13 protein-coding genes are annotated in these 10,741 nt (G+C 53.6%); 7 read left to right on the top strand and 6 right to left on the bottom strand.

The genetic code is table 11. The features are described from left to right. Positions 1-6: 6 nt before the first annotated feature. From rsxG to nth, 3 genes are read left to right on the top strand one after another with little or no spacing between them, the layout of a single operon-like run. Positions 7-627 (top strand): electron transport complex subunit RsxG, encoded by a 621-nt coding sequence (gene rsxG / locus Q5705_01375; protein ID WLI77241.1) that lies wholly within the window; start codon positions 7-9, stop codon positions 625-627. Between the two features lie 3 nt (positions 628-630). After that, positions 631-1,326 carry an electron transport complex subunit E gene (locus tag Q5705_01370; GenBank protein WLI77240.1) on the top strand — a complete coding sequence of 232 codons (696 nt, stop codon included), beginning with the start codon at positions 631-633 and terminating at the stop codon, positions 1,324-1,326. Beyond that, a complete protein-coding gene (nth, locus tag Q5705_01365; GenBank protein ID WLI77239.1) occupies positions 1,326-1,958 on the top strand; it encodes an endonuclease III in 633 nt (210 codons plus the stop codon). The genes Q5705_01370 and nth overlap by 1 nt, the downstream gene beginning before the upstream one ends. A 4-nt stretch (positions 1,959-1,962) precedes the next feature. Here the strand turns inward: nth and Q5705_01360 are convergent, their stop codons facing one another. After that, positions 1,963-2,388, bottom strand: coding sequence for a CopD family protein (locus Q5705_01360; GenBank protein WLI77238.1), 426 nt, complete (start codon positions 2,386-2,388; stop codon positions 1,963-1,965). A gap of 744 nt (positions 2,389-3,132) precedes the next feature. Between Q5705_01360 and dtpA the strand changes: the two genes are divergently transcribed. Beyond that, on the top strand, positions 3,133-4,635 hold the full coding sequence (gene dtpA, locus Q5705_01355) for a dipeptide/tripeptide permease DtpA (protein ID WLI77237.1): 1,503 nt from the start codon (positions 3,133-3,135) through the stop codon (positions 4,633-4,635). A gap of 107 nt (positions 4,636-4,742) precedes the next feature. Continuing rightward, entirely contained in the window at positions 4,743-5,345 is a 603-nt protein-coding gene (gene gstA, locus Q5705_01350) for a glutathione transferase GstA (protein WLI77236.1), read from the top strand. A 56-nt stretch (positions 5,346-5,401) separates the two neighbouring features. Here gstA and tyrS read toward each other — a convergent pair whose 3' ends face one another. From tyrS to anmK, 4 genes are all read right to left on the bottom strand, one after another. After that, entirely contained in the window at positions 5,402-6,676 is a 1,275-nt protein-coding gene (gene tyrS, locus Q5705_01345) for a tyrosine--tRNA ligase (GenBank protein ID WLI77235.1), read from the bottom strand. A 141-nt stretch (positions 6,677-6,817) separates the two neighbouring features. Continuing rightward, complete coding sequence (pdxH, locus tag Q5705_01340; protein ID WLI77234.1) at positions 6,818-7,474, bottom strand: pyridoxamine 5'-phosphate oxidase; 657 nt, start codon at positions 7,472-7,474, stop codon at positions 6,818-6,820. A gap of 56 nt (positions 7,475-7,530) precedes the next feature. Continuing rightward, complete coding sequence (gene mliC / locus Q5705_01335; GenBank protein WLI77233.1) at positions 7,531-7,854, bottom strand: C-type lysozyme inhibitor; 324 nt, start codon at positions 7,852-7,854, stop codon at positions 7,531-7,533. A gap of 92 nt (positions 7,855-7,946) precedes the next feature. Beyond that, entirely contained in the window at positions 7,947-9,071 is a 1,125-nt protein-coding gene (anmK, locus tag Q5705_01330) for an anhydro-N-acetylmuramic acid kinase (GenBank protein ID WLI77232.1), read from the bottom strand. 284 nt (positions 9,072-9,355) lie between these two features. Between anmK and slyB the strand changes: the two genes are divergently transcribed. After that, a complete protein-coding gene (gene slyB / locus Q5705_01325; GenBank protein WLI77231.1) occupies positions 9,356-9,823 on the top strand; it encodes an outer membrane lipoprotein SlyB in 468 nt (155 codons plus the stop codon). Between the two features lie 85 nt (positions 9,824-9,908). Here slyB and slyA read toward each other — a convergent pair whose 3' ends face one another. Then, positions 9,909-10,349 (bottom strand): transcriptional regulator SlyA, encoded by a 441-nt coding sequence (gene slyA, locus Q5705_01320; GenBank protein ID WLI77230.1) that lies wholly within the window; start codon positions 10,347-10,349, stop codon positions 9,909-9,911. A gap of 153 nt (positions 10,350-10,502) precedes the next feature. Between slyA and Q5705_01315 the strand changes: the two genes are divergently transcribed. Beyond that, positions 10,503-10,739 carry a DUF1656 domain-containing protein gene (locus Q5705_01315; GenBank protein WLI77229.1) on the top strand — a complete coding sequence of 79 codons (237 nt, stop codon included), beginning with the start codon at positions 10,503-10,505 and terminating at the stop codon, positions 10,737-10,739. The last annotated feature ends 2 nt before the right edge of the window (positions 10,740-10,741 follow it).

Below are 10,741 nucleotides of genomic sequence, written 5' to 3'. Positions count from 1 at the left end.
GCCGTCATGCTGAAAACAATGCGCAAACATGGCGTGACGCTGGCACTGTTCGCTGCCGGTTCGACCGGGTTGACCGCCGCCATTGATCAAATGACCAAAACAACGATTGCCGAACAGGCAGCGTTACAGCAAAAAGCCCTCTTCGACCAGGTCATCCCGGGCGACAGCTATAATAATGTGCTTCAGCAGAGCTGTTATCGGGTGAGCGATCCGGCCCTTGGTAAAGGGCAGCATAAAGTGTGGATTGCCAGACAGGATGACAAACCGGTCGCTGCGGTACTGGAATCCACCGCGCCGGATGGTTATTCCGGTGCTATTCAATTGCTGGTTGGCACAGATTTTAATGGCACAGTGCTTGGTGTGCGCGTTACTGAGCATCATGAAACACCGGGTCTCGGCGATAAAATTGAGCTGCGTATCAGTGACTGGATCACGTATTTTTCTGGTAAGAAAATCGACGGTCCTGCCGATCACCATTTTGCGGTGAAAAAGGATGGCGGTGATTTCGATCAGTTTACCGGTGCCACTATCACGCCGCGCGCAGTGGTGAATGCGGTAAAACGCACCGGCTTGTACGCAATGACGCTGCCTGAGCAGCTTTCCCGTTTGCCGGGTTGTGGAGAGTAAACGATGAGCGAAGCCAAAGAGGTTATTGTCCAGGGGTTGTGGAAAAACAACTCTGCACTGGTGCAGTTGCTGGGCCTGTGCCCGCTGCTGGCGGTAACGTCCACTGCCACCAACGCCCTCGGGTTAGGTCTGGCGACCACGCTGGTGCTGACCCTGACCAACCTGTTTGTCTCCTTGTTACGGCGCTGGACGCCGCCGGAGATCCGCATTCCTGTTTATGTGATGATCATCGCCTCGGCGGTGAGCGCCGTGCAGATGCTGATTAATGCTTACGCGTTCGGGCTGTATCAGTCGCTGGGGATTTTTATTCCGCTGATCGTCACCAACTGTATTGTTGTCGGGCGCGCGGAAGCGTTCGCCGCGAAAAAAGGCCCGGCGCTCTCGGCACTGGATGGTTTTTCCATCGGCATGGGTGCCACCTGCGCCATGTTTGTGCTCGGTTCAATGCGCGAAATCCTCGGTAACGGCACGCTGTTTGACGGCGCGGACGGGCTGCTGGGAAGCTGGGCGAAAGTGCTGCGCATTGAAGTGTTCCATACGGATTCCCCTTTCCTGCTGGCGATGCTGCCGCCGGGCGCGTTTATTGGCCTCGGCATGATGCTGGCAGTGAAGTATCTTATTGATCAAAAAATGAAAAAACGCCGCGCCGCAGCGGCTATCGTCAGTGAAACCGCAGAGACCTCGCCCAGGAAGGCCTGATGAATAAAGCAAAACGGCTGGAAATTTTATCCCGCTTACGGGAAAACAACCCACACCCGACTACCGAACTTAACTTCAACTCGCCGTTTGAGTTGCTGATTGCCGTTCTCCTCTCTGCTCAGGCGACGGATGTCAGCGTCAACAAGGCGACGGCGCTGCTCTATCCGGTGGCGAATACGCCAAAAGCGATGCTGGAGTTGGGTGTCGAGGGCGTGAAGCAGTACATCAAAACGATTGGTCTGTTTAACAGCAAAGCGGAAAACGTCATTAAAACGTGCCGTATTTTGCTGGAAAAGCACGGCGGCGAAGTCCCGGAAGACAGGGCGGCGCTGGAAGCGTTACCCGGCGTCGGGCGTAAAACCGCGAATGTGGTGCTCAACACCGCCTTTGGTTGGCCGACAATCGCAGTGGACACGCATATTTTCCGCGTCTCTAACCGCACCCGTTTCGCACCGGGCAAGAATGTCGAAGAAGTGGAAGAGAAGTTGCTGAAAGTGGTGCCGGCTGAATTTAAAGTCGATTGCCATCACTGGCTGATCCTGCACGGGCGATACACCTGCATCGCCCGTAAACCCCGCTGCGGCTCCTGTATTATCGAAGACCTGTGTGAGTACGACTGCAAGGTCGAATAACGCATCAGAACGGACGCAGTACCGCCATCAGGATAATCACCGCCACCGCAACGATAATCAACGCGGTGGCATTGCCAATCGCACCTGTGCCTTTCACTGCCTCGCCAGTTGCCATCCGGCGCAGTGTGGCAGAGAGGAAGCCATGCAGCCCGGACAGCAACAGCACGACCACAATCTTCACGATCAGCCACAAATGCGGCATCTGGCCATGCGCCACTACCATTACAACCCCTGCAATCCATAGCAATATCATCGCGGGGGTCGTGACTTTTCGGCTCCAGCGTCGTACCTCGATCAGCAGACCTGCCGTAGCGGTTTTATCCGCCTGTACCGCGCACCAGCCCGCCACGACCGCCATCACTAGCATGCCGCCAATCCAGATAATGGCCGACGCGATATGTAACGCATTGAGCCACGGGTGAAAGTTCATACAATTGCCCCACAATAAAAAAGAGTGGCTGAAGTCTGCCAGCGCCGCGCTGCGCTGTCATGAACAATGCGCGGCATTCAGGCAAAAAATGCAAAATAATTGATCTATTCAGCATCCGGACAGTCTGTCATCTTGCTTAAAGTGGCTGATTTTTTGACATTAAGCGTTGTGATATTCCTCACAACTCTGCAAATCAACCTTATAAGCACATTTTCAGGTGGAAGAGAGAGCGTTAAACAGATAATTATCCGCTTATGCGTATACAGAAAGATGAATCCTTTTTTTAGAAGAAAAAAATCCAACCCCATGGCTATTGTATTGGAGTTGCTAACGCAATGTTAAAAAAGAGCTAAATATGCAAAATTAAGCAGGCCATGAACAAAGTTTGCGCATTTCTTTGCGGGACATATAACCAGATAATTCTATCAAACCAGCCCGATACACTACTTAACAAGTAAAACAGTAGAACATATACCTTAAGACCTTTCTAAGCCGCTAAACATTAGTGGAAAAATCCATGTTTGTCAGGTTGGTAAAATTTAACTCTGAATAACAATTAGATTTGCCGAGCAATGTAACGGTATGGATCTATGTAACAGAATATGTCAAAAGGCTTGCCTCAACGCCCAGGATAGTGAACATTACCCGCCGTTTCCCCTCCCAATATAACTATAAGCGCGACGAGCTCTGGTTATTTCGCGCTGAACACCCCCGTTAATATGGGATGTAAAAAAAGAGGTATATGTGTCAACTGCAAACAAACCAACAGAAAGCGTCAGCTTGAACGCTTTTAAACAACCGAAAGCGTTCTATCTGATCTTCTCCATTGAATTATGGGAGCGTTTTGGTTTCTACGGCCTGCAAGGCATTATGGCCGTTTACCTGGTGAAACAACTGGGTATGTCCGAATCAGACTCAATTACGCTGTTCTCCTCCTTTAGCGCCCTGGTTTACGGTCTGGTTGCCATCGGCGGCTGGCTGGGCGACAAAGTGCTGGGTACCAAACGCGTGATCATGCTGGGCGCGATTGTGCTGGCGATCGGTTATGCGCTGGTGGCCTGGTCTGGTCATGACGCCGGTATCGTGTATATGGGTATGGCGGCTATTGCCGTGGGTAATGGCCTGTTTAAAGCTAACCCGTCTTCCCTGCTCTCTACCTGCTACGACAAAGATGACCCGCGTCTCGACGGTGCATTCACCATGTATTACATGGCTGTTAACGTCGGTTCCTTCTTCTCCATGCTGGCAACGCCGTGGCTTGCTGTCCGCTTTGGCTGGAGCACCGCGTTTGGTCTGAGCGTGGTTGGTCTGCTGATCACCATTGTTAACTTTGCTTTCTGCAAACGCTGGGTCAAAAACTACGGTTCAAAACCGGATTTCGAACCGCTGCGTATTGGTTATCTGCTGGCGACTATCGTCGGTGTTGTCGCGCTGGTCGCCATTGCTACCTGGCTGCTGCACAACCAGGGTATCGCGCGTATGGTGCTGGGCGTGATTGCGCTGGGCATTATCTGCCTCTTCGCTAAAGAGACCTTTGCCCTGAAAGATGCGGCGCGCCGTAAGATGATCGTGGCCTTCATCCTGATGGTTCAGGCTATTGTCTTCTTCGTGCTCTACAGCCAGATGCCGACCTCCCTGAACTTCTTTGCCATCCGTAACGTTGAACATACCCTGTTCGGCATCGCGTTTGAGCCGGAGCAGTATCAGGCGCTTAACCCATTCTGGATAATCATTGGTAGCCCGATTCTGGCGGCCATCTACAACAAAATGGGTGACACCCTGCCGATGCCGCACAAATTCGCGATTGGTATGGTGCTGTGCTCTGGTGCGTTCCTGGTGCTGCCGCTCGGGACGAAATTCGCCTCTGATGCGGGTATCGTGTCTGTGAGCTGGCTGATTGCGAGCTACGGCCTGCAAAGTATCGGTGAGCTGATGATTTCCGGTCTCGGCCTGGCGATGGTTGCGCAACTGGTGCCGCAACGCCTGATGGGCTTCATTATGGGTAGCTGGTTCCTGACCACCGCAGGCGCGAACATCATTGCGGGCTATGTGGCAAACCAGATGGCGATCCCGGAAAACGTAACAGACCCGCTGATGTCCCTGGACATCTACGGCTCCGTCTTCTTGCAGATTGGCATTGCGACAGCCGTGATTGCTGCGCTGATGATCCTGATGGCACCGAAGCTGAACCGCATGACGCAGAGCGACGATACGACCAGCAAAGCGTCCGAAACCGCTACGGCCTAATCGCCGCGGGGAATACGAAATATCAAGCCGTTAACGCAAGTTAGCGGCTTTTTTTTTATGCGCCAGCGTAATAACCTATGCCGGAATTTAGCCAAAAGGAAATGTCGATGAAATTGTTTTACAAACCCGGTGCCTGCTCCCTTGCCTCCCACATCGCTCTGCGCGAAACCGGGAAAGATATCGCGCTTGTCAGCGTCGATCTGATGAAAAAGCGCCTGGAAAATGGCGATGATTATTTTGCTATTAACCCGAAAGGACAAATTCCTGCGCTGCTGCTGGATGACAACACGCTGCTGACTGAAGGCGTGGCTATCATGCAGTACGTTGCCGACAGCGCGCCGCAAAGCCAGCTTCTGGCTCCGGTCGGTACATTACCGCGCTACAAGACGCTGGAGTGGCTGAACTTTGTTGCCACCGAGCTGCACAAAGGGTTTACCCCACTTTTCCGCCCGGAGACGCCGGAAGCGTTCAAACCCACGGTTCGCGCTCTGCTCGAGAAAAAGCTGCAATACGTTAACGAATCGTTGAGCAACAACGAGTGGATCAGCGGCCCGCACTTCACCATCGCCGATGGCTACCTGTTTACGGTGCTGCGCTGGGCGCGGGCAGTGAAGCTGAATATGGCTGAATTGACCAACATCGACGCTTATATGACGCGCGTGGCGGCACGTCCGGCGGTGGCGGCGGCACTGGCAGCGGAAGGGATTTAATCAGGTTTGCTGCATAAAAAAGGCGGGATTTCCCCGCCTTTTTTGTTATGCCCGGCTTACTTCCAGCAAATCAGGCAGTAATTTTTCTTCCCGCGACGCAGCAGCGTGTAACGATCGAACAGGCGATCGCTATCGGTAAAGAAATATTCCGGGTCGGCCTGTTTTTCACCGTTGATGGTGACTGCGTTCGAGGCGATGGTTTTGCGCGCCTGACCGCGTGACGGTTGCAGCCCGGAATCAACCAGCGCCTGCATCAGATCCGCGCCTTTGTCCATCTCAACCATCGGCACACCGTCCTGCGCCAGCTGTTCAAAATCGGCTTCGCTGAGATCGCTCAGCGTACCGTTGAACAGGCTTTCGGTGATGCGTTTCGCCGCAATCAACCCCTCTTCACCGTGCACCAGACGCGTGACCTGCTCGGCCAGCACGTACTGCGCACGCGGCGCTTTGCCGCTGTTCTTGTCTTCTTCTTCCAGCGCGTTGATCTCGGCGATGTCCATAAAGGTGAAGAATTTCAGGAAGCGATAAACATCGGCATCGGCGGTGTTGATCCAGAACTGGTAGAACTTGTACGGACTGGTTTTCTTCGGATCCAACCATACTGCACCCCCTTCGGTTTTACCAAACTTGGTACCGTCGGCTTTGGTGATCAGCGGAACGGTCAGACCGAACACCTGGTTCTGGTGCAGACGACGCGTCAGGTCGATACCGGAAGTAATGTTACCCCACTGATCGGAACCGCCAATTTGCAGTGCCACGCCGTGCAGTTTATTCAGGCAGGCGAAGTCGTAGCCTTGCAGCAGGTTGTAGGAAAATTCGGTAAACGAAATGCCGACATCGTCACGGTTCAGGCGCTGTTTCACCGCCTCTTTGTTAATCATCTGGTTAACAGAGAAGTGTTTACCGATATCGCGCAGGAAGGTCAGCACGTTCATGTTGCCAAACCAGTCGTAGTTATTCGCCGCGATCGCGGAGTTATCGCCGCAGTCGAAGTCGAGGAACGGTGCGACCTGTTTGCGGATTTTATCCACCCACTCCTGCACGGTGTCTTCGGTGTTCAGTTTACGCTCAGTGGCTTTAAAGCTCGGGTCGCCGATAAGCCCTGTAGCGCCACCCACCAGCGCGACCGGTTTGTGGCCAGCCTGCTGGAAGCGTTTCAGGCATAACAATGGAACCAGATGCCCCAAATGCAAGCTGTCTGCGGTGGGATCGAAGCCGCAATAGAGCGCGATTGGCCCCTGCGCCAGTCGCTCTGCTAACGCTTCCTCATCCGTCACCTGAGCCACGAGGCCCCGCTCTTGCAATTGTTTAATCAAGTTACTGCTAGCCATCAAATTCTCCATGTATAAAACGGACTGCACCTTTGCCGGTACACGACTTTTCGCCAGATGCGAAAGGATACTTCAGGGGGGCAGATAGAATAAAGCGCCGGGCTACGTTGCACCAGCGCTTATCACAACATTTTTCGGGGATTACGGGGCCAGACGGTCAATTTTCCACGCGTTATTTTCACGCTGGTACAAAAAACGATCGTGCAGGCGGTTGGCTCCGCCCTGCCAGAACTCCATTTGTTCGATACTGACGCGGTAACCGCCCCAGAAACTTGGCAGCGGGACCTCGCCCTGCTGGAACTTCTGCTTCAGTTCAAGGAACTTACTTTCCAGCACACCGCGCGCGGAAATGCGGCTCGATTGCTTTGATACCCAGGCACCGATTTGGCTGTCGCGCGGGCGGCTGTGAAAATATTTCACCACGTCCAGCGTCGACAGGCGCTCTGCTTTGCCAATGACCATCACCTGGCGCTCAAGCATATGCCAGGGAAACAACAGGCTAATCGCAGGATTGTGTTCGAGATGGTGCGCTTTGCGGCTGCCGAGGTTGGTATAAAACACCAACCCTTTCTCGTCATAATGCTTAAGCAGCACAATGCGCTGATACGGTTGCCCGTGTTCATCCACGGTTGCCACGACCATGGCGGTCGGATCGACAAGCTGGGCTTCGCAGGCCTGGCCCAGCCAGCGCTCAAACAGGCTCAACGGTTCTGCGGGAAGGTCGCTGCGGCGCAGACCGCCTTTGGTGTATTCACGGCGAAGATGCGCGATTTGCTGCAATTGATCGTTATCAGACATGGCGTTAGCGAAAGTTGTGGTCAGGGAACGCTATTATGCGCCCCCCGGTGAAAATCTCAACGCTGCGGATTTTGTAACTGGCAGTTATTCAGCACGATGCGATCGCGCTTATAAACCGTCGCGCTGTCGCCTTTCGACCAAAAGACATAGACACCATCGGTATAACGCGTGCCCGAAGCTGATAGCCCTTGTTGCAGCGTCAGCAGTTTGTCATCCCAGACGAAACTGGCCTGCTGGCGCTGCTGATTCAGTTTTACGGTCAGGGGTTTTTCGTCGCACTGGTACTCAAGGGTATCCGTGTTCATGCGCTCGACGAATTGGTTGTAATAACTACACCCGGCAAGCAGCGCGGGCAGGCAGGCGATTAAGATTTTTTTCATAGGATATTCCCGGGACTGTCCTGGTCACGGAGAGCGAAACGCTCTCCTTAAGCCTGGTCAGTCTAGCGGGGTACCACTAAAGTGAAATTCGGTTAACTCTGATTCTGCCGCGGGTTTGCCGGGAAAATCGCCCCCAGCACCGAAGGCGCGGACGCACCGGTGACGGAAGGTAAGTTGCCTGGTAACCCGGCCAGCGTGCGCCATGCCAGCCAGGCGAAGGCCAGCGCTTCCATATCATCGCCGCTGATCCCGGCGACATCCGTCGGCGCAACTTCTATGCCGGGCAGCAGGCTCGCCAGGCGCGCCATCAGGAGCGGATTACGGCTGCCGCCGCCGCATACCAGCAACCGCTCGCAGCCGCCGCTCAGCAGCACTTGTTCCGAAATCGTCACCGCCGTCAGTTCTACCAGTGTTGCCTGTACATCGCTGGCGCTGAGCGCCGGGAAAAGCGCCAGATGTCGCTCAAGCCAACCGTAATTGAAATATTCTCGGCCGGTGCTTTTCGGCGCGGGTTCGGCAAAATAGGCATCGCTTAACATGTTTTGCAGCAGCGGCAGCACCACTTTACCTTCGCTGGCCCACTGCGCGTCTTTATCGTACGGTTTGCCTTTTTGCCGCCAGATCCAGGCGTCCATCAGCATATTGCCCGGCCCGGTATCGTAACCGCGCACCGGCTGGCCTGGAATTAACAGCGATAAATTGGCAATGCCGCCGATGTTGAGCACCATGCGCCGCTCGGTCGGGTGTGACAGCAGCGCGTGATGAAAGGCCGGCACCAGTGGCGCGCCCTGCCCGCCAAGTGCCATATCACGGCGGCGAAAATCGCCTACCACCGTCACGCTGGTGCGGGCAACAACCTGGTTGTTATCACCAATTTGCAAAGTATGCGGCGCGATACCGCCCGGCTCATGCCAGACGGTTTGCCCGTGGCAGCCAATCGCCACAATATCTTCAGGATGAAGTTGTTCTCTGTCCATTAACGCCAGTACCGCATCGGCAAAGAGCTTACCGAGCTGGGTATCGAGCCTGCCAAATTGCGAAAGCGTAAGCTGTTGCCCCTGGCAAATGTTCAGGATCGCCTCTTTCAGCGGCAGCGGAATAGGAAACGTCAGGCTTGCCTGTTGCGCGACCATGGTGTCATCAATGGCGGCCAGCACCACATCCACCCCGTCCAGACTCGTTCCCGACATCACCCCAATGTAGCGACCTGATTTCATACGCTTTCCTTTAATGCGTGACAGAGAGAGGCACTACTCCACCATAAAGCGCCTGTTAACACCATCGCCTGCAAATAATTTTTAACAATCCTGTGCATTTTGCTTAAGTGAAAATACGGTGGGCTGTGCTTATAATCGCTTCGTTTAAATCTGGTTAAGCGCAGTTCGTTTATACTTTTGCCGGGATTTGGCAGAAGATACGACCTGGCATCGCTAATATGCCATATAATTTAGCCATGACGGATGCTCACAAGAGCGTTACATGGTGAACAGGAGATTCATAAATGATGTTACGTGCACTGGCAGTTTCGCTGATTGGTTTTACTTTGGCCGGTTGTGTTAATAACGACACACTTTCTGGTGACGTCTATTCTGCATCGGAAGCAAAACAGGTGCAAAATGTCACTTACGGCACCATTGTTAACGTCCGTCCAGTACAGATTCAGGGTGGCGATGAGAATAATGTCATCGGCGCGCTGGGCGGTGCGGTACTGGGTGGTTTCCTGGGTAACACTGTCGGTGGCGGTACCGGGCGTTCTCTCGCAACGGCAGCGGGTGCGGTCGCGGGTGGTGTGGCAGGCCAGTCAGTTCAGGGCTCAATGAATAAAACCCAGGGTGTTGAACTGGAAATCCGCAAAGATGATGGCAACACCGTAATGGTGGTGCAGAAACAGGGTAACACCCGCTTCTCCGCAGGTCAGCGCGTCGTCATGGCGAGCAATGGCCGTCAGATCACCGTCTCTCCGCGCTAATCAGCGCAGTAATGTGGTCACACGTTGTGGCCACATTCGCTTTCAGGCATAAAAAAAAGCCTTGCGGATGCAAGGCCCTTTGGATTCAGTCTCGCGACTGTAGTTCAGTGATATTTTGTTCCAGTCGGGCAATCATCTTAATTAACATATCCAGCTCCTGCGCAGAGATCCCGGCGAGAATTTCGCTCCGGGTTTTGCGGATAACCGTTTCCATCTCTTCGATGATCGGCGCAGCTTTCTCTGTCAATTTGATGCGTTTTGCCCGGCGGTCGTTGGCGCATGTCTGGCGAGAAATAAGGCCCTTCTCTTCCAGTTGATCCAGCGTACGCACCAGCGAAGGCTGCTCGATGCCAATCGCTTTGGCCAGTTGAATTTGCGACTGCTCGGGTGGGAGCTCATGAATGTTATGCAGCGTTACCCAGTGAGTCTGCGTTAATTCCAGAGGTTTGAGGCGATGGTCAATTAAAGCGCGCCAGACGCGCACTAAGCGTGCCAGATCGGATCCTAATGGCGATTCCAATTTCATCTCCTTATAATTAGCTTGCTAAGTTATTATACTCATTTTAGAATAGTTTGCAGTATTTATATTGGCAAAACAAATGTATTGCTCGCTCCGCCAGGGCTTACACCGAGGCGCTTCCCGGCCGGTGAACCGTTTGGCTGCACAGGACACAATGGCGTGACGTTAACTTCCCATTCCCCGGATTTACTCCTGCAAGATTTAATCTTTGGTGCATCAGTTTACTTTCCGCCCTTGTTTAAAGTGGTGATGTTGGGTTTTCTGTTCTGGCTGCTTGCCCACCGCCTGCTGCGCGACTGGATTTACGCCGGTGAAATCTGGCACCCCATCCTGATGGATCTCTCACTGTTTGTTATTGCCCTGAGCCTCGCGCTCGGCTTGTTAATCGTGTGGTAATT

This window comes from Kosakonia sp. H02 (assembly GCA_030704225.1).
GTDB lineage: Bacteria > Pseudomonadota > Gammaproteobacteria > Enterobacterales > Enterobacteriaceae > Kosakonia.
This window is presented reverse-complemented; position numbering and strand designations above follow the sequence as displayed.

What these genes read in the sequence shown, in the direction of transcription:
- anmK (WLI77232.1), bottom strand. Translation starts at nt 9,071, where the DNA reads ATGAAATCAGGTCGCTACATTGGGGTGATGTCGGGAACGAGTCTGGAC.
- Q5705_01360 (WLI77238.1), bottom strand. Translation starts at nt 2,388, where the DNA reads ATGAACTTTCACCCGTGGCTCAATGCGTTACATATCGCGTCGGCCATT.
- tyrS (WLI77235.1), bottom strand. Translation starts at nt 6,676, where the DNA reads ATGGCTAGCAGTAACTTGATTAAACAATTGCAAGAGCGGGGCCTCGTG.
- nth (WLI77239.1), top strand. Translation starts at nt 1,326, where the DNA reads ATGAATAAAGCAAAACGGCTGGAAATTTTATCCCGCTTACGGGAAAAC.
- pdxH (WLI77234.1), bottom strand. Translation starts at nt 7,474, where the DNA reads ATGTCTGATAACGATCAATTGCAGCAAATCGCGCATCTTCGCCGTGAA.
- mliC (WLI77233.1), bottom strand. Translation starts at nt 7,854, where the DNA reads ATGAAAAAAATCTTAATCGCCTGCCTGCCCGCGCTGCTTGCCGGGTGT.
- slyA (WLI77230.1), bottom strand. Translation starts at nt 10,349, where the DNA reads ATGAAATTGGAATCGCCATTAGGATCCGATCTGGCACGCTTAGTGCGC.
- gstA (WLI77236.1), top strand. Translation starts at nt 4,743, where the DNA reads ATGAAATTGTTTTACAAACCCGGTGCCTGCTCCCTTGCCTCCCACATC.
- Q5705_01370 (WLI77240.1), top strand. Translation starts at nt 631, where the DNA reads ATGAGCGAAGCCAAAGAGGTTATTGTCCAGGGGTTGTGGAAAAACAAC.
- slyB (WLI77231.1), top strand. Translation starts at nt 9,356, where the DNA reads ATGATGTTACGTGCACTGGCAGTTTCGCTGATTGGTTTTACTTTGGCC.
- rsxG (WLI77241.1), top strand. Translation starts at nt 7, where the DNA reads ATGCTGAAAACAATGCGCAAACATGGCGTGACGCTGGCACTGTTCGCT.